This window comes from Pseudomonas anatoliensis (assembly GCF_017976235.1).
Taxonomy (GTDB): Bacteria; Pseudomonadota; Gammaproteobacteria; order Pseudomonadales; family Pseudomonadaceae; genus Aquipseudomonas; species Aquipseudomonas anatoliensis.
This window is the reverse complement of the sequence record NZ_JACVHC010000001.1, coordinates 841642-864584: the sequence shown is the minus strand read 5'-3', so window position 1 is coordinate 864584 and position 22943 is coordinate 841642. Positions and strand designations below refer to the sequence as shown.

General features: G+C 57.9%; 18 protein-coding genes. 10 read left to right on the top strand and 8 right to left on the bottom strand.

All coding sequences use genetic code 11. From position 1 onward, the window contains the following. The first annotated feature begins 18 nt into the window (after positions 1 to 18). A complete protein-coding gene (locus tag ICA16_RS03835) occupies positions 19 to 912 on the top strand; it encodes an AraC family transcriptional regulator (protein ID WP_210699960.1) in 894 nt (297 codons plus the stop codon). Between the two features lie 149 nt (positions 913 to 1061). Here the strand turns inward: ICA16_RS03835 and ICA16_RS03830 are convergent, their stop codons facing one another. Continuing rightward, entirely contained in the window at positions 1062 to 1214 is a 153-nt protein-coding gene (locus tag ICA16_RS03830) for a hypothetical protein (RefSeq protein ID WP_191623970.1), read from the bottom strand. 334 nt (positions 1215 to 1548) lie between these two features. On the opposite strand from ICA16_RS03830, the gene ICA16_RS03825 reads away from it, so the two are divergent. From ICA16_RS03825 to ICA16_RS03800, 6 genes are all read left to right on the top strand, one after another. Further along, on the top strand, positions 1549 to 3288 hold the full coding sequence (locus ICA16_RS03825; RefSeq protein ID WP_210699959.1) for a dipeptidase: 1740 nt from the start codon (positions 1549 to 1551) through the stop codon (positions 3286 to 3288). Between the two features lie 193 nt (positions 3289 to 3481). Next, positions 3482 to 3829 (top strand): DUF4190 domain-containing protein, encoded by a 348-nt coding sequence (locus ICA16_RS03820; RefSeq protein ID WP_150615545.1) that lies wholly within the window; start codon positions 3482 to 3484, stop codon positions 3827 to 3829. A gap of 15 nt (positions 3830 to 3844) precedes the next feature. Next, positions 3845 to 4297 carry a DUF805 domain-containing protein gene (locus ICA16_RS03815; RefSeq protein ID WP_210552788.1) on the top strand — a complete coding sequence of 151 codons (453 nt, stop codon included), beginning with the start codon at positions 3845 to 3847 and terminating at the stop codon, positions 4295 to 4297. Positions 4298 to 4569: 272 nt separating this feature from the next. Then, entirely contained in the window at positions 4570 to 5823 is a 1254-nt protein-coding gene (gene mexE, locus ICA16_RS03810) for a multidrug efflux RND transporter periplasmic adaptor subunit MexE (RefSeq protein ID WP_150603857.1), read from the top strand. A 15-nt stretch (positions 5824 to 5838) separates the two neighbouring features. Next, positions 5839 to 9030, top strand: coding sequence for an efflux RND transporter permease subunit (locus tag ICA16_RS03805; protein WP_150603856.1), 3192 nt, complete (start codon positions 5839 to 5841; stop codon positions 9028 to 9030). Continuing rightward, a complete protein-coding gene (locus tag ICA16_RS03800; protein WP_210699958.1) occupies positions 9027 to 10448 on the top strand; it encodes an efflux transporter outer membrane subunit in 1422 nt (473 codons plus the stop codon). The genes ICA16_RS03805 and ICA16_RS03800 overlap by 4 nt, the downstream gene beginning before the upstream one ends. Here ICA16_RS03800 and ICA16_RS03795 read toward each other — a convergent pair. Next, positions 10397 to 10939, bottom strand: a complete 543-nt coding sequence (locus ICA16_RS03795; protein ID WP_210699957.1) for a hypothetical protein — start codon at positions 10937 to 10939, stop codon at positions 10397 to 10399. The two genes, ICA16_RS03800 and ICA16_RS03795, sit on opposite strands and share 52 nt — an antisense overlap. 23 nt (positions 10940 to 10962) lie before the next feature. Continuing rightward, entirely contained in the window at positions 10963 to 11235 is a 273-nt protein-coding gene (locus ICA16_RS03790; protein WP_210699956.1) for a hypothetical protein, read from the bottom strand. 522 nt (positions 11236 to 11757) lie between these two features. Between ICA16_RS03790 and ICA16_RS03785 the strand changes: the two genes are divergently transcribed. From ICA16_RS03785 to ICA16_RS03775, 3 genes are all read left to right on the top strand, one after another. Then, complete coding sequence (locus ICA16_RS03785; protein ID WP_150615542.1) at positions 11758 to 12813, top strand: tetratricopeptide repeat protein; 1056 nt, start codon at positions 11758 to 11760, stop codon at positions 12811 to 12813. 156 nt (positions 12814 to 12969) lie between these two features. Continuing rightward, positions 12970 to 14469 carry an ATPase domain-containing protein gene (locus ICA16_RS03780; RefSeq protein ID WP_210552790.1) on the top strand — a complete coding sequence of 500 codons (1500 nt, stop codon included), beginning with the start codon at positions 12970 to 12972 and terminating at the stop codon, positions 14467 to 14469. Then, positions 14466 to 16136, top strand: a complete 1671-nt coding sequence (locus tag ICA16_RS03775; protein ID WP_210552791.1) for an ATP-binding protein — start codon at positions 14466 to 14468, stop codon at positions 16134 to 16136. Before ICA16_RS03780 ends, ICA16_RS03775 begins: the two co-directional genes overlap by 4 nt. A 106-nt stretch (positions 16137 to 16242) precedes the next feature. Here ICA16_RS03775 and ICA16_RS03770 read toward each other — a convergent pair whose 3' ends face one another. From ICA16_RS03770 to ICA16_RS03750, 5 genes are read right to left on the bottom strand one after another with little or no spacing between them, the layout of a single operon-like run. After that, positions 16243 to 16620 (bottom strand): response regulator, encoded by a 378-nt coding sequence (locus ICA16_RS03770; RefSeq protein ID WP_210699955.1) that lies wholly within the window; start codon positions 16618 to 16620, stop codon positions 16243 to 16245. 44 nt (positions 16621 to 16664) lie between these two features. Next, positions 16665 to 17879, bottom strand: coding sequence for a hybrid sensor histidine kinase/response regulator (locus ICA16_RS03765; protein ID WP_150615539.1), 1215 nt, complete (start codon positions 17877 to 17879; stop codon positions 16665 to 16667). Further along, a complete protein-coding gene (locus ICA16_RS03760) occupies positions 17873 to 18466 on the bottom strand; it encodes a chemotaxis protein CheB (RefSeq protein WP_150615538.1) in 594 nt (197 codons plus the stop codon). The genes ICA16_RS03765 and ICA16_RS03760 overlap by 7 nt, the downstream gene beginning before the upstream one ends. Beyond that, positions 18463 to 19296, bottom strand: a complete 834-nt coding sequence (locus tag ICA16_RS03755) for a CheR family methyltransferase (RefSeq protein WP_150615537.1) — start codon at positions 19294 to 19296, stop codon at positions 18463 to 18465. Before ICA16_RS03755 ends, ICA16_RS03760 begins: the two co-directional genes overlap by 4 nt. After that, complete coding sequence (locus tag ICA16_RS03750; RefSeq protein WP_210699954.1) at positions 19296 to 22790, bottom strand: response regulator; 3495 nt, start codon at positions 22788 to 22790, stop codon at positions 19296 to 19298. The genes ICA16_RS03755 and ICA16_RS03750 overlap by 1 nt, the downstream gene beginning before the upstream one ends. Positions 22791 to 22943: the final 153 nt, after the last annotated feature.

Here is a 22943-nt window from a genome sequence, read left to right as displayed (position 1 = left end):
GCCGTCAGCATGCCCGGCATGGACAATCAACTGAATGAACTCAGGTCGCTCGCGGCCAAGGCTGAAAATCGCCGCACCGAAACGGGCATCCCGCGCGTGGCCATGGTCAAGGGCAAGATCCCCGAACACATGCTGGCGGCGGTCTATGACCCGATGATCAATGTGATCCTGCAAGGCAGTAAAAGCATGAGCGTGGGGGATCGGACGCTTCGGTATGACCCTGCGACCTATTTCGTCATGTCCATTGATTTGCCAGCAGTGGGGTCTGTTCATCCAAGCGAATCGGGAGAACATTACTTGGCAGTTAGCCTTACTCTTGATCCAACTGTGTTGTCGACGCTGTTTGAAGACCTGCCCAAACCTGTCAGCCGCCCTGAGAACAATCTCGGGTTTTCAGTAGCGCCAGTCACAACCGATTTGATGGATGCGTGGGTACGAATGCTGCGATTGATGGGGGATCCGGACGCCATCGCAGCCCTGGCCCCGGTTTATGAACGGGAAATCATCTTCCGTGTGCTCCAGGGTCCCCATGGCTGGATGTTGCGCGAGATTGCAGCGCCCGATACGGCGATGGCCCGAGTCAACATGGCGATCCAGTGGATCCGTCGTGACTTCGCGCAGCCCATTGGGGTGGAACGCTTGGCGCAACGAGCTTCAATGAGCGTCTCGGCGTTTCATCGCCACTTCAAGGCAGTCACCAGCCTGAGTCCTTTGCAGTATCAAAAACGGGTTCGCCTGCTCCAGGCTAGAACACTGATGGTGGCCCACGCCAAGAGTGTCATGGCGGCTGCCTTCGAGGTCGGCTATGAAAGTGCGACACAATTCAGCAGGGATTATTTACGGGTATTTGGACTTCCTCCTGCACAAGATGCCGGGAGGATCCTCGGGGAAACGAGCGCCGCCAGACGCTAATCAGTGGTTAACCGGCTAGAAAAGATCCATGACCGTCAGCCAATCCGCATTTACCGGTTAGCCTTGCTGATAGTCCGAGCCATCCGCCATATTTGCCTATGCATCGTGCATTAGCAGGCCTGGCGGTAAGCAAGCCGTCAGGCGCGCGACTACTTGCTCGGCTGCGCGTCATCCTTCTGCTGCATTTGTATCGATGACTTCGCGCCGTCGGTGTTGTCTTTGGTTTCGTTATCCGAGTTATCGAAACAGCCTTGCAGCATGAGTGCACAGCACAGGCTTAGAAACAGAAGTGGCTTGTTCATATCGGGTGTCTCCATCGTTGCGTGGTAGGGACGGCTCGGTTTCAGTGTCGCCAGGGCAGTCATAGGGGTGGACGCCAAAAGCACCGCGACAGTTCGTTTTTTTGATCATTCTCGGCGAGAGGAGACTGCGCCGCCGATTGAAAAACACCGTAATGAAAAAGCCCGGGATTTAAATCCGGGCTTTTTCGTTTCTGCACCCCTTTTGCATTTCTGTGCGACAGATCCCGTTTCAGGGCTCCCCCAATCCTCTAGCACGGTGTTAGTTTGTAAGTGAATGTGTCTCAGCGTTGAGACACTCCTTTATTAACAGCACTGCCAAGGAATGCCCTTCTTAATGAATTTCCCTTTCAAGAAACTGGCCGCCACCACGCTGATGCTGGCCGGTCTATCCGCCTTCATTGCACCCGCGCAAGCCAACATCACTGCGCAGCAAAGCGCTGAAATCCTCAAGACGTTCAAGGCCGAGTCGGCTACGGATTTCCGTCAGTTCCTCGGCAGCCTGGCTAAAAGTGACTTGGCCAAGACAGCCAATATCAGCCCGGCGATTAGCGCTTTTCTCGACAACAAGACTCTGACCGCTGAACAGCAAAACGAGATCTATCGCCTGCTCGGCATCTACGCACGCGTGAAGTACAGCGCGGCGGCCACCGAGACTCTGCGCGAGTTGGTCGAGATCCCGACCTTCCGCAAGGACGGCGTTGCCCAGCATGACAATCCGGAGTTCATCAAGATCGGTGAGAAGATCAAAGACCTGGCCAAGTCTTTCAATCTGAATTTCCGCAACATCGACAACCGCGTTTACGAGATTTCCCTCGAAGGGTCCGGCGATGAAGTCGTCGGTATTCATGCGCATGCCGATGTGGTGCCTGTGACGCCGGAGAACTGGGTACTGAAGGACGGTACTCGTCTCGACCCGTTCAAGATCACTCTGATCGGCGATCGCATGTATGGCCGCGGCACCGAGGATGACAAGAACGGCATCGTGGTGACGATGTATGCCATGAAGGTGATCAAGGAAGAAAAGCTGCCGCTGGCACGTAATTTCAAGCTGTTGGTGGACACCACCGAAGAAACCACTGGCGACGCGATCCCCTACTATTTCGAGCGTAACCCGACACCCAACTACAACCTGGCGCTGGATGGCGGTTACCCGGTGGTGATTGCCGAGAAAGGTTACGGCACCGTCATGGCCAATTTTGCCAAGCGCAAGGCTGAGGGCAAAGGCGCAGAAATCATCTCGATGACCGGTGGCCTGGCGACCAACCAGATTCCGTCGGCATCCGTCGCGACGTTGGTTACGGACAAACCTGCCGAGCTCGTCGCCAGCCTGCAAAAGGCCGGCGCCGACTATGCCAAACGCAATGGCGGCAACTTCGAGGTCAGCGCCAAAGTCGATGGCAAAGACGTGAAGCTGACAGTCACCGGGGTGTCCGCGCACTCCTCCGAGCCCGAGTCCGGGGTCAATCCGGTGGCGCGTATGCTCGACTTCATCAATGGCCTTGATGGCAAAGTCGCGCTCAAGCACAACCACATCACGGACGCCGCACGCTACGCCGCCGACAACTGGGGGCTGGATTATCTGGGCAACAAACTGAACGTCGGTTTCTCCGATGCCTTCATGGGGCCGCTGACCACGTCGTTGACCTACGTCGGCATGGATGACAAGGCCTTTAAACTGGCGGTCAACCTGCGCGTGCCGAAAGGCAAGTCGCCGGAAAAGCTCAAGGCTGAAATCGCTGAGAAACTGGCGGCGTGGAGCAAGAAAACCCATGTTGCCGTTGCCTTCGACTATTCGATCGCCGAGCCGATGTACCGCAATCCAGAGGGCGAGTGGGTCAAAGCGCTGCTGGCGGTTGCCACTGAAAATCTGGGCATGAAGCACGAATTCGGCACTTCCGCCGGCGCAACCTCGGTGCATGAACTGCCCAATGGCGTGCAGTTCGGTCTGGCCCGGCCAGAGGTCAAATACACCGGTCACACCGACGGTGAATTCAAGACCGTGGAGCAATTCCAGCTTGATCTGCAGATCGTGACGGAGATGATTGGCCGGATCGGTCAGTTACCGAAGCTCTGATGCACGTGTGGCGAGGGATCGAACTCCCTCGCCACCGCTCGTAAATCCCCCCGCAAAACATCTCCAAAACCCTGCTTTCAACAGCCATGCCGGATAATGGCAAAGTGCCGGGTGACAAATTTGGTAATAAAGTTTAACTTAGCGCGCCCCGCCAGATGGAAGGTCGGGTTTCAGCACTCAGTTAAGGAAAACGATGGCAATGGTTTATTGTCGTGCTTGCGCCAAGGAGCTTCACGAAACGGCGCTCAACTGCCCCCAATGCGGGGCTGTCCAGCAGGCCTTTGTGCCGCAAACGCAGGCTGAAATACCCTGGCTGGCCATCGTTTCACTGATCTTCGGGATTATCTGCGCACTCACCCTGTTTGATGACTCCGAATGGGACAGTGAGACGATCCTCGGCGTGGGGGTCTTCAGCATCGCAGGTCTCGCTTGCGGCATTATCTGCATCAACCAAAAACACTCAGGAAGAAACCTCGCGATCGCCGGCATTGTTTTGTCAGGCCTTACTGCGTTCGTTTTGCTCTGTCTATCGATTGAATAATTTTAGGGAAAAAATATGAGCATGGTTTTCTGCCGCGGTTGCGCCAAGGAAATAAGCACTTTGGCCGTGGCTTGCCCACAGTGCGGGGCGCCTCAAGCCACCCAACAGTCTTACCCAAGTGGCCCCGCCATTACGACGGGTAACCCGTACGTCGAGGCGTGGAGAAACTACGTAGTGTTCCGCGGCCGCGCCACTCGCCGTGAATACTGGATGTTCATTCTGATCAACCTGGGAATCTCTCTTGGCATCATCGCTGTTGATGCCATGCTGAACACCAAAGGCATGCTGTACAACCTCTACAGCCTCGCGATCCTCCTGCCATCGATCGCAGTAGGCGTGCGTCGCATGCACGACACCGATCGCAGCGGCTGGTGGTTGTTGCTGCCTATCGTCAACCTTGTGTTCCTTGCGCAAGACAGCCAGCCGGGCCCGAATCGTTTCGGTGAGAACCGTAAAGGCAACAACTGATACACATCGGCATCGCTGATCGAGACGGCCTTCATGGCCGTCTCTTTGTATCTGAAATCCGTACCCGTACGAATAGCTGCATCTTTACTGGCCGCGCAAAACAGAATTGTCATCAATCCGATTGATAGCCCCCTAACGAAAGGTGCATGCTAGAGGGCTTGTTCGGGTCTTATATCATTCCGAATGATAGTTACCTTCGCCTCATTCGATTCGTTTGCTCACTAGCCGCCGAGCATCATCCGCCCATCTTCAATACTTGGCGGATGCATTCCATGGAACAGTCACTCAAACATTTGCGCTTCCCGTTGGCCTTGCTGGCCGTACTGGTGATGAGCGCTTGCGGCAAAAATCCGGAAACCGCCGCCGCCCCGCCTGCTGCCAAAGTCAGCGTGGCCAAGGTGCTGGAACAACCGGTCAACGAGTGGGACGAATTCACCGGGCGCCTCGAAGCGCCGGAAACCGTTGATATCCGTCCACGGGTCTCTGGCCAGATCGACCAGGTTGCTTTCACTGAAGGCGCACTGGTGAAGAAAGGCGACTTGCTGTTCCAGATCGATCCGCGTCCATTCCAGGCTGAGGTTCGCCGCCTCGAAGCTCTGGTTGCGCAATCGCGCGCCAACGCCACTCGCAGCGAAAACGAAGCCGGTCGTGGCGAACGTCTGCGTGCCAGCAACGCGATTTCCGCCGAACTCGCCGACTCGCGCACCAGCGCCGCCCAAGAAGCCCGCGCCGCCGTGGGTGCACTGCAAGCGCAACTGGATCTGGCCAAGCTGAACCTGAGCTTCACCCGCGTGACCGCGCCGATCAGCGGCCGCGTCAGCCGTGCTGAAATCACCGCCGGCAACCTGGTAACCGCCGACACCTCGCCACTCACCAGCGTGGTTTCTACCGATAAGGTCTACGCCTACTTCGACGCTGATGAGCGTGTATTCCTCAAATACACCCAACTCGCCCGTCAGGGTCAGCGCGGAGCAACCACCCCGGTGTACATGGGCCTGTCCAATGAAGACGGCAATCCGCATCTGGGCCAGATGAACTTCGTAGACAACCAGGTCAATCCGAAAACCGGCACCATCCGTGGTCGCGCGGTGTTCGACAACAGCGATGGCACTTATACCCCGGGCCTGTATGCACGCCTGAAACTGGTCGGCAGTGGCACCTACGATGCCATGTTGATCAACGACGAAGCCGTCGGTACCGATCTGGGCAAGAAGTTCGTGCTGGTGATGGATGCGGACAACAAAACCGTTTACCGCGCCGTTGAACTCGGCCCGAAAATCGAAGGTCTGCGGATCGTTCGTAGCGGCCTGAACAAGGACGACACCATCATCGTCAAGGGTCTGCAACGCGTACGCCCTGGCTCACCGGTGACGCCTGAAGTCGTCCCGATGGCCAGCGAGCAAACCATCGCGGCACTCGCTCAACAACGTCAAGCGCTGGAAGCCAGCAACCTGCCTAAAGTCACGCCAGCCAAAGGCGCGTCCGGTTCGGTTGTGAAGCTGGCCGCTACGACCCCACGCGGTTAAGGGACGACAACTCCGATGAATTTTTCCCAATTCTTCATTTCACGGCCGATCTTCGCAGCGGTGCTGTCGCTGCTGATCCTGATCGCCGGTGCGATTTCGCTGTTCCAGTTGCCGATCAGCGAATACCCGGAAGTCGTGCCACCGACCGTGGTGGTACGTGCAAACTTCCCGGGCGCCAACCCAAAAGTCATCGGTGAAACCGTGGCGGCTCCTCTGGAGCAAGCCATCACCGGCGTCGAAAACATGCTGTACATGTCCTCGCAATCGACCGCTGACGGCAAGATCACCCTGACCATCACCTTCGCTCTGGGCACTGACCTGGACAATGCGCAGGTGCAGGTGCAGAACCGGGTAACCCGGACCGAGCCGAAACTTCCCGAGGAAGTGACACGCATTGGTATCACCGTCGACAAAGCGTCGCCTGACCTGACCATGGTTGTGCACTTGACCTCTCCGGACAAGCGTTACGACATGCTCTACCTGTCCAACTACGCGATCCTCAACATCAAGGATGAGCTCGCTCGTCTGGGCGGTGTCGGTGATGTGCAACTGTTTGGCATGGGCGATTACTCGCTGCGGGTCTGGCTTGATCCGAACAAGACCGCTTCGCGAAATTTGACGGCGACCGATGTGGTGACCGCCATTCGTGAGCAGAACCGCCAAGTGGCCGCCGGCCAACTGGGTGCGCCCCCTGCCCCGACTGCACAGAGCTTCCAGCTGTCGGTCAACACTCAGGGCCGCCTGGTCACTGAAGAAGAGTTTGAAAACATCGTCATTCGTGCAGGTGACGACGGTGAAATCACTCGACTCAAAGACATCGCTCGCATTGAACTGGGTTCCAGCCAGTACGCGTTGCGTTCGCTGCTGAACAACCAGCCGGCGGTAGCGATCCCGATCTTCCAGCGTCCAGGCTCCAACGCCATCGACATCTCGAACGACGTTCGGGCGAAAATGGACGAGTTGAAGAAAGGCTTCCCGCAAGGCATGGATTACAGCATCGTCTATGACCCGACGATCTTCGTGCGCGGCTCGATCGAAGCAGTGGTTCACACCCTTTTCGAAGCGCTGATCCTCGTAGTGCTGGTGGTGATCCTGTTCCTGCAAACCTGGCGCGCCTCGATCATTCCCTTGGTGGCGGTGCCGGTATCGTTGATCGGTACGTTTGCGGTGATGCACCTGTTTGGCTTCTCACTCAATGCCCTGTCGCTGTTCGGCCTGGTGTTGGCCATCGGTATCGTGGTGGATGACGCCATCGTGGTGGTGGAGAACGTCGAGCGAAACATCGAACTCGGACTCACACCGGTCGAAGCCACCAAACGCGCCATGCGTGAAGTGACCGGGCCGATCGTTGCCACGGCACTGGTGCTGTGTGCGGTGTTTATTCCGGCGGCGTTCATCTCCGGCCTCACCGGTCAGTTCTATAAGCAGTTCGCACTGACCATCGCGATCTCGACCGTGATCTCGGCGTTCAACTCGCTGACCCTGTCGCCAGCACTCGCTGCTGTATTGCTGAAAAGTCATGACGCGCCGAAAGACCGCTTCTCGAGAGTGCTCGACAAAATCTTCGGTGGCTGGCTGTTCCGTCCGTTCAATCGCTTCTTCGAACGTGCCAGTCATGGCTACGTCGGCACGGTGGCTCGGGTTATCCGCAGCAGTGGCATCGCCCTGATCTTGTATGCAGGCCTGATGGTGCTGACCTTCTTCGGGTTCTCGCACACCCCGACCGGTTTCGTACCCGGTCAGGACAAGCAATACCTGGTGGCTTTCGCGCAATTGCCGGACGCCTCGAGCCTGGATCGCACTGAAGACGTGATCAAGCGCATGTCCGATATGGCGCTGAAACAGCCGGGCGTAGAAAGTGCTGTTGCGTTCCCGGGCCTGTCGATCAACGGCTTCACCAACAGCCCGAACGCCGGCATCGTGTTCGTGACCCTGAAACCGTTCGACGAACGCAAAGACCCGAGCATGTCTGCCGGCGCCATCGCCGGCGCCCTGAACGGCCAGTTCGCGGACATTCAAGAGGCGTACATGGCGATCTTCCCGCCGCCGCCGGTACAGGGTCTGGGCACCATTGGTGGTTTCCGCCTGCAAATCGAAGACCGGGGCAACCTGGGCTACGACGAGCTGTACAAAGAAACCATGAACATCATCAACAAGAGCCACAACGTGCCGGAACTGGCTGGCCTGTTCACCAGTTACACCGTGAACGTGCCGCAGGTCGATGCCGCTATCGATCGCGAGAAAGCCAAGACTCACGGCGTGGCGGTCAGCGACATCTTCGACACCCTGCAGATCTACCTGGGTTCGCTGTATGCCAACGACTTCAACCGTTTCGGACGCACCTATCAGGTCAACGTTCAGGCCGAGCAACAATTCCGCCTCGAATCCGATCAGATCGGTCAGCTGAAAGTGCGTAACAACAAAGGCGAAATGATCCCGCTGGCGACCTTCATCAAGGTCAGCGACACCTCGGGCCCGGATCGCGTGATGCACTACAACGGCTTCATCACCGCAGAAATCAACGGTGCGGCAGCCCCCGGCTACAGCTCTGGCCAGGCCGAAAAAGCCATCGAGAAATTGCTCAAGGAAGAACTTCCGAACGGCATGACCTACGAATGGACCGACCTGACCTACCAGCAGATTCTGTCCGGCAACACCGCGCTGTTCGTGTTCCCGCTCTGCGTACTGCTGGCGTTCCTGGTACTCGCGGCACAATACGAAAGCTGGAGCCTGCCACTGGCGGTGATCCTGATCGTACCGATGACCCTGCTGTCGGCCATCACCGGGGTGATCATCTCTGGCGGTGACAACAACATCTTCACCCAGATCGGACTGATCGTACTGGTGGGACTTGCATGCAAGAACGCGATTCTGATCGTCGAGTTCGCCAAGGATAAACAGGAAGAAGGCCTCGACCCGCTCGCCGCGGTACTGGAAGCCTGCCGTCTGCGTCTGCGGCCGATCCTGATGACCTCCTTCGCGTTCATCATGGGTGTGGTGCCACTGGTGTTCTCCAGCGGTGCCGGTGCCGAAATGCGTCACGCCATGGGTGTGGCGGTGTTCTCCGGGATGCTCGGGGTGACCTTCTTCGGTTTGTTGCTGACGCCAGTGTTCTACGTACTGATTCGTAACTTTGTCGAACGCGGCGAAGCCCGCAAAGCGGCCAAGGCGCACTCTCTTCAAAAGCCACTGGAGGCGCAACAATGAGTCTGAAAGTCTTCCTGCCGAGTCTGCTGGTGCTGGCCCTTAGCGCCTGCGCCGTCGGCCCCGACTACAAGACCCCGGCGACGGAGGCGGCCAACATTACGACCGCCACCGACGGCGCCAACGGTCAGAAGAATTTTGACCGTTCGAAGTTCGAAGGCATCTGGTGGCAGCAGTTCGACGATCCGACCCTCAACCAGTTGGTGACGCAATCGCTGCAAGGCAACCGTGAATTGCGCGTGGCGTTTGCCCGTTGGAAAGCCGCACGGGCGATCCGCGATGACGCCAGCAATGACATCATGCCGACCATCACCAGCCGCGCCAGCAGTGACCTGGCCAAGGGGCAAATCCCCGGCCAGACCACCAACCGGGTCAATAGCGAACGCTATGACCTGGGTCTGGACATGGCCTGGGAGCTGGACCTGTTCGGGCGCATCCAGCGCAATCTGGAAGCCAGCGATGCCGATCAGCAGGCCGCCGAAGCCGATCTCTACCAACTGCAAGTCACCATGATTGCCGAACTGGTGGACGCCTACGGTCAACTGCGTGGCGCACAACTGCGCGAAAAGATTGCGGTGGCCAACCTGAACAACCAGCAGGATTCACGCAAGATCACCATCAGCCTGCGTGATGCCGGCGTTGGCGATCAGCTCGATGTCGAACGTGCCGACGCGCGTCTGGCTTCGGTCGAAGCCAGCGTGCCGAAACTGCAAGCCGAGCAGGTTCGGCAGAAAAACCGCATCGCCACTCTGCTGGGTGAACGTCCGGACAAACTGACCGTCGACCTGAGTCCAAAAGACTTGCCGGCAATTGTCAAGGCCTTGCCAATCGGCAACCCGGGCGAACTGCTGCAACGTCGTCCGGACATCCTCAGTGCTGAACGCCAGCTCGCTTCAGCCACGGCGCGCATTGGCGTGGCGAAAGCGGATCTGTTCCCACGGGTCAGCCTCAGCGGCTTCCTCGGCTGGACGGCCGGGCGTGGTTCGCAGATCGGTTCCTCGGCGGCCAATGCCTGGGCACTCGGCCCGAGCATCACCTGGGCAGCGTTCGACCTCGGCAGCGTGCGCGCTCGTTTGCGCGGTGCTGATGCCGATGCCGAAGGCGCACTGGCGACCTACGAGCAACAAGTGCTGCTGGCACTGGAAGAGTCGGAAAACGCTTTCAGCGACTACGGCAAACGTCAGCAACGTCTGATTTCGCTGATCCGCCAGAGTGAATCGAGCCGCAACGCTGCCGATCTCGCAGAGATTCGCTATCGCGAAGGCACCACAGACTTCCTGGTGCTGCTCGACGCTCAGCGTGAACGTCTGAATGCCGAAGACAGCCAGGCCCAGGCCGAAGTAGATCTGTATCGCGGCATTGTTGCGATCTACAAAGCCCTCGGCGGTGGCTGGCAGCCGGAGACGGTCGCCAGCAAGTAACCATTGATTGTTAAAGAGCTCGTTTGGTTGGCCGCAACCAACCAATTTTTTGCCCCGCGTATCATTCGGTCGCGGGGCTTTTTTATGCCTGGAATTGCAGGAGTTGCCAAAGTTGCTCCTACATTTGAAATGCGTTCCCCCCTGCAGGAGCTGCGGAACGCTGCGATCTCTTGATCTTGAAACAGCAAAGTCAAAAGATCGCAGCCTTCGGCAGCTCCTACATTTGAAATGCGTTCTCCCCTGCAGGAGCTGCGGAACGCTGCGATCTCTTGATCTTGAAACAGCAAAGTCAAAAGATCGCAGCCTTCGGCAGCTCCTACATTTGAAATGCGTTCCCCCCTGCAGGAGCTGCGGAACGCTGCGATCTCTTGATCTTGAAACAGCAAAGTCAAAAGATCGCAGCCTTCGGCAGCTCCTACATTTGAAATGCGTTCCCCCCTGTAGGAGCTGCGGAACGCTGCGATCTCTTGATCTTGAAACAGCAAAGTCAAAAGATCGCAGCCTTCGGCAGCTCCTACATTTGAAATGCGTTCTCCCTGTAGGAGCTGCGGAACGCTGCGATCCCTTGATCTTGAAACAGCAAAGTCAAAAGATCGCAGCCTTCGGCAGCTCCTACATTTGAAATGCGTTCCCCCCTGCAGGAGCTGCGGAACGCTGCGATCTCTTGATCTTGAAACAGCAAAGTCAAAAGATCGCAGCCTTCGGCAGCTCCTACATTTGAAATGCGTTCTCCCCTGCAGGAGCTGCGGAACGCTGCGATCTCTTGATCTTGAAACAGCAAAGTCAAAAGATCGCAGCCTTCGGCAGCTCCTACATTTGAAATGCGTTCCCCCTGTAGGAGCTGCGGAACGCTGCGATCTCTTGATCTTGAAACAGCAAAGTCAAGAGATCGCAGCCTTCGGCAGCTCCTACATTTGAAATGCGTTCCCCCCTGTAGGAGCTGCGGAACGCTGCGATCTCTTGATCTTGAAACAGCAAAGTCAAAAGATCGCAGCCTTCGGCAGCTCCTACATTTGAAATGCGTTCTCCCTGTAGGAGCTGCGGAACGCTGCGATCCCTTGATCTTGAAACAGCAAAGTCAAAAGATCGCAGCCTTCGGCAGCTCCTACATTTGAAATGCGTTCCCCCCTGCAGGAGCTGCGGAACGCTGCGATCTCTTGATCTTGAAACAGCAAAGTCAAAAGATCGCAGCCTTCGGCAGCTCCTACAGGGGATTGCGTTACGATTCGCATGCTCGGGGTTTGACTCACGGCCCGAGCTGACCGAAGCTTGCCACTCTGCTCAAGTACGTCTGTTTTCGGAAACCCGCATGCCTCAGTCTCGCCGCTTTCTGCTTATCTGCCTTGGCCTTGTGCTTATTGTCGTCGTGGCGTGGCTGGCCTTGCGCAGCACGACGCCGGTGATTCCGGACGCGATCAAGCACGGCTACAGCGAAGCGCTGGGCGCTGCCCGAACCGGCGAACCGGGGGCGGCGCGTCAGCTGTATCAGCAATTGGGCCGGCCGGATCTGTCGGTCAAGCGCCGCGTCTGGCTGCACGGCGAACTGCCCAATTACCCGAGCCCTCAGGCGTTGAAGCTTGCCGACGCTGACCTGCAGCACGAAGAACCCGAGGTGCGGCTGGCAGCCATCAAAAGTGTGGTTGGACTCGTGCCGGGTGGGCAACGCAGTCTGTTGCTGGGGCCGATGCTTGATGATGAAGCGCCGACTGTCCGGTTTGCCGCGATCAACGCCCTGCTCGGCCTGACCCCGGATGAACTCGGGCTGTATTTTGCGCCGTTGCAGCAGGCCATCGACGGCTGGGAGCAAGCACTCAAGGATCAACCGCCGAGCGCCACTTCTTATGCGCAACTGGCGCGCCTGCATCTACATAACGCCGAGCTGAAAGAGGCACAGCAAGCATTGGAGAATGCGCTGCGCCTGGACCCCGGCAACCTGCCGGCGCTGGTGATGCAGATCGACGTGCTCGACCGCCAGGGGCAGGCCGACGCCGCCCGACAGTTGCTCGCTCAAAAGCTTAAAGCCCAGCCTGACTCCGCCTATCTGCAACATGCCCTGGGGCTGTGGTTGCTGCACCATGGTCAACGTGAATACGCCCTGCTCGGCTTGTCCAAAGCGGTGGAGCTGGAGCCGGACAACAAGGATTACCGCTACGACCTCGCCACCACTCTTCACAGTGCTGAAGAACTGGAAGCGGCGCAGAAGCAACTGCAGGAAATCGTCCAGCGCCACCCGGCCGATCGCAAGGCGCGGGTGCTGCTGATCAACTACTGGAAAGAAAGCGGACAGCTGCAGAACGTGCAGATTCTGCTCGCCCAGCTTGAACAGTTGAACCCCGACGATCCGGCAATACAGCAAGGCCTCTGAAGTTGTGCTGTGTGAGGGGATAAATCCACTCATCACAGAGAATTTCCAGCCTTCATGAAAGAAAAAGCGGAACTGCCATCACGGCTACGGGTCAAGTAAACAGGCAGCTCACACTAGACGGCTGCCTCGCTTCCCCTAGTCATGAGAGGGCATTTTTTGTCTACATCTAACGAGTTGATCAGTGCAAAAGCCGCCACCGGCATCGTAGGCCTGGATGACATCCTCGCCGGAGGCTTGTCTCGTGGTCACGTATTTTTGCTGGAGGGTGAGCCCGGTACCGGCAAAACTACCGCCGCGTTGCATTTTCTAATAGCTGGCGCGAAAGCCGGCGAACGCTCGTTGTACATCACGCTCTCGGAAACCGAGCGTGAACTGCGCCAAGGGGCGCTGTCCCACGGCTGGGAGCTGGACGAAAACATCAAGATCTTCGAACTGACGCCCCCGGAAAGCCTGCTTAATGCAGAGCACCAGCAGAGCTTGCTGTACTCCTCCGACCTGGAATTGGGCGAAGCCACCAAACAGATTTTCGAAGCGGTCGAACGCTTCAAGCCGACCCGCGTCGTCCTCGACAGCCTCTCCGAGATCCGTCTGCTCGCGCAAAGCTCCTTGCGCTACCGCCGACAGATTCTGGCAATCAAGCACTACTTCGTGCGTTACAACGCGACGGTGCTGCTGCTCGACGACCTGACCACCGAGTCTCTCGACAAAACCGTGCACAGCGTGGCCCACGGTGTGATTCGCCTGGAAGAAATCACCCCCAACTATGGCGCCGAGCGTCGCCGAGTGCGGGTCGTGAAGTACCGTGGCCAAAAGTACCGCGGCGGTTATCACGACTTCACCATCATGGGCGATGGCGTGCATGTGTTCCCGCGACTGGTCGCAGCCGAGCATCGCGGCGACTACCCACGCCTGCAATTGAGCAGCGGTATCAAAGAGCTGGATGCGTTGCTCGGTGGCGGCATCGAGACGGGATCAAGCACATTGATTCTCGGCCCGGCAGGTACGGGCAAATCGCTGATTTCGATGATCTTCGCGGCTTCTGCTGTAGCACGCGGGGAAAAAGCTGCGCTGTTCATCTTTGACGAAGAGCTGGAACTGCTTTTCGAACGGATGAAACACATCGGCATCGATCTCAAGGCCCTGCGTGCCTCCGGCAATTTGCTCATCGAACAAGTGGATGCCGCCGAGCTGTCACCGGGCGAGTTCTCCCATCGGGTACGTCGTTGCGTTGATGAAGGCCAGATCAAAACGGTAGTCATCGACAGCATTAACGGCTATCAGGCCGCGATGCCGGAAGAAAATGCGCTTGTGCTGCACATGCACGAACTGCTGCTGTACCTCAACCGCAAAGGCGCTGCGACCTTCATGACGGTCGCTCAGCACGGTCTGGTCGGCGACATGCAGGCACCCGTCGACATTACCTATCTGGCCGACACGGTGATTCTGTTGCGCTACTTCGAAGCCATCGGTAAGGTGCGCCGCGCCATCTCCATCATCAAGAAGCGCACCGGCAGCCATGAATCGACGATTCGCGAATACCTTATTTCGACGCAAGGCATGATCATCGGCGAACCGCTGGAAGCCTTTCAGGGCGTACTTCGTGGCGTCCCGACCTACCTCGGTGAGAGAAAACCGCTGCTGCAGGAAGGCTTATGACCGGCTCGGTGCCGCTCGCCGAGCGGGCGCTGATTCTGGCGCCCATGGGGCGCGACAGCCAAATTGCGTTGATGATTCTCAACGAGGCCGGGTACAGCGGCCTGATTACACCGGATCTCACCACACTGTGTGCGCAATTGGAGACTGGCGCCGGCATGCTGTTGATCGCCGCCGAGGCGCTACGCGGCCCGGAACTGGAGGCGTTGTTCCTGTATCTGGACCAGCAGCCAGCGTGGTCGGATCTGCCGATTGTGTTGCTCACTCATCACGGCGGACAGGAACAGGGTCCCTCCTCTCACCTCAGCGATCAATTAGGCAACGTAACGTTCCTTGAGCGGCCATTTCATCCGGCAACGCTGATCAGTCTGGTGTCCGCTGCCCTTCGCGGCCGTCGACGACAGTACGAAGCCCGCGACCGTCTGATCGATCTGAGTGAAAGCGAACGACGCCTGCAATCGACACTGGAAACCCTCGAACAGCAAGTCGAAGAACGCACCGCGCAACTGCGGCACAACGAAGAAGCGTTGCGTCAGTCGCAAAAAATGGAAGCGGTCGGTCAGCTCACCGGCGGTATCGCTCACGACTTCAACAACATGCTCACCGGCATTATCGGCAGCCTTGAGTTGATTCGCCGGCGACTGGCCCGAGGGCGCACCGAAGACCTCGACAGCTTGATCGACCTGGGCGTGACCTCGGCCAATCGTGCCGCCAGCCTGACTCATCGCCTGCTGGCCTTTTCCCGTCGGCAATCGCTCGACTCCAAAGCCGTGCAGATGAATAGCCTGGTGCTGTCGATGGGCGAGCTCCTACAGCGCAGTATCAACGAAAGCATTCAACTGGAAATGCGTCTGGATGAAAAACTCTGGGTAGCCGAGGCGGACCCCAATCAACTGGAAAGCGCCCTGCTCAACCTCGTTATCAATGCCCGCGACGCCATGCCCGAGGGCGGCAAACTGGTGGTCGAAACCAGCAATCAGGTGCTGCATCGTGAATTCACCGTGGCCTACCCCAATCTGGAACCCGGCGATTATGTGATGTTAAGCGTCACCGACAACGGCAGCGGCATGCCGCAAAGTGTGATCAGTCGCGCTTTCGATCCATTTTTCACCACCAAGCCGATCGGTCAGGGAACAGGCTTGGGCCTGTCGATGATTTACGGGTTCAGCAAGCAGTCACGCGGGCATGTTTCGATCGACAGTGAAGTTGATCAGGGCACAACCGTCAGGCTTTACTTGCCGCGTTACCGTGGCCAGGAACTTGAGCAGCCCACTTGCGATATCCAGCAATCGCCGCACGCAATAGATGGCGAAACCGTGCTGATCGTCGAAGACGACCCGGCCGTTCGCGTGCTGGTCAGCGCAGTGCTCAGCGAGTTGGGTTATGCGTTTGTGGAGGCTGCAGATGCCGACGGCGCGGTGCCGATTCTCAACTCGACGCAGCGCATCGACTTGTTGATCAGCGACGTTGGTTTGCCGGGCATGAACGGTCGGCAGTTGGCTGAGATTGGCCGGCAATACCGGCCTGAGCTCAAGATTCTGTTCATCACCGGATACGCCGAGCATGCGGCGGTGCGCGGTGGTTTCCTGGATTCGGGAATGCAGATGATCACCAAACCGTTCACCTTTGATCTGTTGACCGCCAAGGTGCGCGAAATGATCAAAAGCTGAGACCCTGAAAACCCTGTAGGAGCTGCCGCAGGCTGCGATCTTTTGATCTTAAAACAAAGTCAAAAGATCGCAGCCTGCGGCAGCTCCTACATGAGGTCGATTTCGATCAGGCCAGCAGTTCCTGAATCTTTTCCTGCAACACGTCCAGATCAAACGGCTTTTCCAGAATCGGCGCCTTAAGCGTGATCGGGCTACCGGTCTCGCGGATTTCCTGCGGATAACCGCTGATGAAAATCACCTTGAGGTCAGGTCGCAGCTTGACGGCGGGTTCGGCGATTTGCACGCCGGAGATGCCGCCAGGCAAACGGAAGTCAGTGATCAGTACGTCCAGATGCGGCTTGCTCGCCAGAATCTCGAAAGCCTGCTCGCCGCTTTCCGCCTGGAGCACGCGATAGCCTTGCCCCGACAGATAATCCGTCAGAACCATCAAGATAACCGGTGCGTCCTCGACGACGAGTACTACATCTTGTGCATCTACGCTCATGGGAAGCCTATGTTCGGTCAATAGCTGCTGATACGACCGTGCGGTCACTCAGAGGTTGCGTCGGATTTGCCGTTTTCCTCGATCGGCAGACAAACGCGAAACAGGGCGCCCTCGTTGATTTGACTCTCGACGACGATGGAACCGCCATGGGCGGCGACGATCTGCTCGGAAATGAACAGACCCAACCCGAGACCGGCCACTACCGTCTTGGCGGAAACCCGTTCGAACTGTTGGAAAATACGTTTCTGATTCTCGGCACTGATGCCGATCCCGTGGTCCTGAACCTCAACCCGGGCTTCGTTGCCCTGGCGATAGACGCGGACCTGAATCGGGCTCCTGCCGCCGTAACGCAGGGCGTTGGTCAACAGATTGGAAATCACCTGCTCGATGCGGAACTCATCCCAGCACCCTTTTACCGGCATATCCGCTTCAAAGGTGACTGTAGTTTCGGCGGCTTCGATTTGCGCCGCAAAGTTTTGCAGCAGATTGCTCACCAACTGCACAAGGTCGAACGAATTCGGCCGGATCGACAGCTTGCCGGTACGAATCCGCGACACGTCGAGCATGTCCTCGATCAAGCGGATCAGGCTTTTGATCTGCCGCTCATCGCGATCGACCATGGCGTGCATCTTGTCGAGGGTGAACGCCGCGGCGTTGTCCCGCGCCAGGTGCATCTTGCGCAATTGAGTTTCGAGTATCAGGCCATTGAGTGGCGTGCGCACTTCGTGGGCGACGATTGACATGAAGTCATCGCGCATCCGCACCGCTTGTTCAAGCTCCGACTGGGTGCTCTGCAATTGTTGCAGCAGCGCTTCCTGCTCCCGTCGAGCCTGCTCCAGCGCTTCGACCTGTTGCTTCATGGCCTTGCTCTGGCGATACAGATCGACGAACACGTTGACCTTGCTCTTCACCGCGTGGATATCCAGCGGTTTGTGCAGAAAGTCCACCGCGCCGCTTTCGTAACCTTTGAACGCGTAGTTCAGTTCACGGCCAGCGGCGCTGACGAAAATGATCGGGATGTTCTTGGTTTTCTCGGTGCCGCGCATCAACTCCGCCAGTTCGAAGCCGTTCATGCCGGGCATCTGCACGTCGAGAATGGCCATGGCGAACTCGTGTTGCAGCAGCAGCGACAATGCTTCGTCGGCCGACAACGCCTTATACACGGTGCGGTCTTCGCGTTTGATCAGCGCTTCGAGAGCCAGCAGGTTCTCGGGCAGATCGTCGACGATCAGCAGTTTTGCCTGGATATTACTCAGCATGCGATTCGTTCCAGCTCGACTAACAGACGGCCGATGCCGTGAATGGGTAAGACATGATCCGGCTGCTGAATTTTCAGCGCAGCCAGGGGCATAGTGGCGATCTGGGCGTCATCAGGATCCTGCACGATGGTCAGCCCGCCGGAGCGTTTGACCTGCGCCAGCCCGCGCGCGCCATCGTGATTGGCACCGGTCAGCAGCACCGCCGCCAACCTCGGCCCGTAGACATCGGCAGCAGACTCGAAAAGATAGTCAATCGATGGCCGCGAATGATGCAGCCGGTCCTCAAGGCTCAAGGACAAACTGCGGTCCTGTTCCACCGACAGGTGATAACCGGGCGTGGCGAAATACACCGTGCCGGCCTGGATGTCCTGCTTGTCGGTGGCCTCTTCGACCGGCAGTTGCAAACGTCGGGCGAACACTTCGGCCAACTGGCTGCGACGCTCCTCCGGCAAATGCAACACGACGATGATCGGCAGCACAAAACCTTGGCGCAATGGCCCCAACAGGTTCATCAATGCCTCGACGCCACCGGCGGAAGCACCCATCACAATAGCCTCGATTCGAGGCAAATCCGCAGTCTCGTTCATTTTTTGCGGTAGATCCGTTCTTGCTTTACCAGCGGCTCGAACTGGTTCGCATAGCTGGAAAAATCCAGCGTCTCTTTGCTGCCGAGCACCAGAAAACCGCGATGACAAAGCGATTCATGGAACAGCCCGAACGCCCGATCCTGAAGCTTCTTGTTGAAGTAGATCAGCACATTGCGGCAGGAAATCAATTGAGTTTCGGAGAACACGCTATCAGTGGCCAGGCTGTGGTCGGCGAATGTCACGTTCTCGCACAGGCTCTTGTCGAAAATCGCGTAACCATAAGCGGCAGTGTAATAGTCGGCAAATGAACACTGACCACCGGCCTGCTGATAGTTGGCGGTGTAGGCGCGGACATTTTCCATCGAAAAAATACCCTGCTTGGCCTTGTCCAGCGAGCGCGGGTTGATGTCGGTGGCATAGATGATCGTGCGCTCGAGCAGGCCCTCTTCGCGCAGCAGAATCGCCATCGAATAGACCTCCTCCCCCGTGCTGCACCCGGCGATCCAGATCTTGATCGACGGGTAGGTGCGCAGCAACGGCACCACTTCCTTGCGAATGGCGAGGAAGTGCGACGGATCACGAAACATCTCGCTGACCGGGATCGTCAGCAGTTGCAGCAACTGCATGAACGCCGTCGGGTCATGCAGGACTTTCTCCTGCAACGCCGAAATGGTCGCGCATTCGAACTGGCCCAATGCGTGCTGCACCCGACGCTTGATCGAAGCGCCGGAGTAATCACGAAAATCGTAGCTGTACTTGAGGTAAATAGCCTCAATCAACAACCGCAGTTCGATCTCACTGTTGCGCTCTGATGAGTTACTGCCTTCCACTAAATGCGTTCCATCTTCGGTAACCACACACGAATCAGCGAGAACAGGCGATCCAGGTCGATAGGCTTGGCCAGATAATCGTTGGCGCCCGCCTGCAGGCAGCGCTCCTGATCATCCTTCATGGCCTTAGCCGTCACCGCAATAATGGGCAGTTTGCGCCAGCGCGGATCCTTGCGGATCTCGATGGTGGCTTCGAAACCATCCATTTCCGGCATCATCACGTCCATCAGCACCAGATCGATGTCGTCGACTTCATTGAGTTTTTCAATCGCCTCACGACCGTTCCGGCCGATCACCACGACTGCACCTTTTGTTTCCAGCGCGCTGGTCAGGGCGAAAATGTTGCGCACATCGTCGTCCACCAGCAGCACTTTGCGACCTTCAAAGACCTTGTCGCGGCTGCGCGCGGTCTTGAGCATCTTCTGCCGTTCATGGGACAACTGCGATTCGACTTTGTGCAGAAAGAGTGTGACCTCATCAAGCAAACGTTCCGGTGAGCGCGCACCCTTGATGATGATCGAGCGCGAATACTTGCGCAGCTCGGCCTCTTCGTCGCGGGTCAGGTTGCGCCCGGTGTAGACAATCACCGGTGGGAACGAACAGATGTCCTCGGTTGACATGCGCTTGAGCAGCTCGTTGCCGAGCATGTCCGGCAGCTTCAGGTCGATCACCATGCAGTCAAAGATTGTCGTGCGCAGCAGATCCAGAGCATCTTGAGCAAGACCCACGGCGGTGATTTCGATGTCGTCATCGCCAATCAGCCGCGCAATGCTTTCGCGCTGCAGATCATCGTCCTCGACCAGCAGCACGCGTTTTACCTTTTGCGTCAGTTTGGCTTCGAGACGGGCAAACACGTCCTTGAGCTCTTCGCGGGTGGTCGGCTTGACCGCGTAACCGATGGCGCCCATGTGCATGGCTGCTTCGACACGATCCTCGACCGAGATGATATGGACCGGGATGTGACGGGTTTCGGCGCGTTCTTTCAAGCGCTGCAACACGGTCAGGCCAGAGTGGTCCGGCAGGCGCATATCGAGGAGGATCGCGTCCGGTACAAATTCCCGCGCCAGGTCATAACCTTCGTCGGCCCCGTGGGCGACCAGGCACTGATAACCCAGTTCATGCGCCAGGTCATAAAGAATGTGGGCGAAATTCGGCTCGTCCTCGACCACCAGAATGCAGCGGGTGGCAAATGGTGCCTTGTCGCGGTCATCGGCAAAGCGCGGGATGTTGACCGGTGCCAGCGATGTAACCGGCGCCGCTGGCGCGGCAACGTGCGTGACTGGCGCGGGTGGAGTGAAGCTCAGCGGCGCGAACGGCGTGTCGCCCGGCTCGCTGTACTGCAACGGCAAAACCAGGGTAAACACACTGCCCTGCCCCGGTTTGCTGCTGACGCTGATCGAACCGCCGAGCAACATTGCCAGATCCCGGGAAATCGACAACCCCAGCCCGGTGCCGCCGTACTTGCGATTGGTGGTGCCATCGGCCTGACGGAAGGCTTCGAAGATGCTTTCCTGCTGATCCGTGGCAATGCCGATCCCCGAATCCTGAACGATGAACGCAATGCGCTCATCGGGCTGACTGGCAATCGTCAGGCTGACCGATCCTCGCTCGGTAAACTTCACCGCGTTGGACAGCAGGTTCTTGATCACTTGTTCAAGGCGCTGGCGGTCAGTGAACATCGTCGTCGGGGCGCCGGGTTGCACTTCGACATGGAACGCCAGCTTCTTGTCCGCCGCGATCGGTTCGAAGACACCCCGCAAACCGTCCGCCAGCCGCGCGACGTGAGTGTTTTCCGGTAGCACTTCGAGCTTGCCCGCCTCGACCTTGGAGATGTCGAGAATATCGTTGATCAAGTTGAGTAGATCGTTGCCGGCGGAATAGATCGACTCGGCAAACTTGACCTGCTCGGGACTGAGGTTGTCCTGCGGGTTTTCCGCGAGCAACTTGGCGAGGATCAGCGAACTGTTCAGCGGCGTGCGCAGTTCGTGGGACATGTTGGCGAGGAACTCGGACTTGTACTTGCTCGAACGCTGCAACTCTTCGGCGCGCTCTTCGAGTTGCACCTGTGCTTGATTCAACTCGGTGTTTTTCAAGTCCATGGCGTCGCGTTGTTCTGCGAGCGTCTGGGCCTGTTCGGCCAGTTGCTCGTTGGTCTGCTCAAGCTCCACTTGCTGGGTTTCCAGATGCGCCTGGGATTCCTTGAGGATCCGCGACTGCTCTTCCAGCTCTTCGTTGGCGGTTTTCAGCTCTTCTTGCTGCACTTGCAACTCTTCGTTGAGTTGCTGGGTTTCGGCCAACACTTCCTGCAGCCGCTGGCGATAACGGGCCGCCTCGATAGAGGTGCCGATATTGCTGGCGATCAGCTCCAGCAGCTCGATGTCGCGGTCATTGAGCGGACGCAGGAAACCCAGTTCGATCACGCCGTTGACGCGGTCGTCTTCACTGGTCGGCACCACCAGCACACTGTGCGGCAGACCTTCGCCAAGACCGGAACTGACCTTGAAGTAATCGAATGGCACGGAATCCAGCCGAACCAGACGCGCCTGCTGCACCACTTGACCGACGATGCCTTCGGCACTGTGAATCGCCTGATCCTTTTCTTCCTGTTCACGCGAGAAGCCATAGGTGGCGACCCGCTTGAGGCCACCGTGTTCTTCGCGAACATAGAGCGCAGCCACCGCGACGCCGAGATATTGGGCGCAGAACTGCAGAATGTTGCGCCCCAGCAGATTCAGTGTCAGTTGCCCCAGCACCTGCTCGGCCAGTTCGGTCTGGCCGTTACGCAGCCAGGCCTGGCGCTCCAGGCGCTCGGCGCTGGCCTGCTGCGCTGCCAGCGTGGCACCGTAGCTTTCAGACAAATTGACCAGATCGCGACGACCAATGTAGGCCAGCAATCCGCTGATACCCGCAACGAACAGCAGATAAAGGGTGATGCTCCAGATCGTCGTGCGGCGCACTTCTTCATTGCGCGAGGCGCGCAACTGCTGCTCCATGTCGATCACGTCTTCGAACTGCTTGCGAATCTCGTCAGTCAGGCGCTTGCCCCGCCCGGCCCTCACCGCACCACGGTAATCACCGCTGCTGCGCTGTAAATCGATCATCGACTGCGCGTAGGTCGCCCATTCGGTCTGCAAGGCTTGCAGGCGGCGTAAACGATCGGTTTGCACTGGGTTGTCGCCGGTCAACTCAAGCAACGTATTGAGCGCCACGGCGATTCGCGGTTTGGCCGTTTCATACGGATCGAGGAAGTGCTCATCGCCGCTTAACAGGAAACCGCGCATACCGGTTTCCAGATCCACGGTCAGTTTCACCGCTTCGTTGGCGTTATTGATCACCCGGTCAGTGTGTTCAACCCACTGGATGACCGATAGCAGGTAAGTGATCAGCGACACGAAGAACACCGCGCTGAGCACGCCGACGCCCAGTGGCAGACTGACGTTGCGACTCAGGAGTTTGCGAAAGCGTTGCTCATCAACCGAAGACGGAGAGGACATGGGGCAGCCTTGTCGAACTGTTGAAAACCCGAGAGTTTGCCCCAAAACACCGGCCTGGATCCATTTTTCTGACGAATTTGGCAGCAAATTCCTACATTTGCCTGCGCGTGGATGCGTGCCAACAGTTATCCTTGCGCGCCCCGCAGCTGCTAA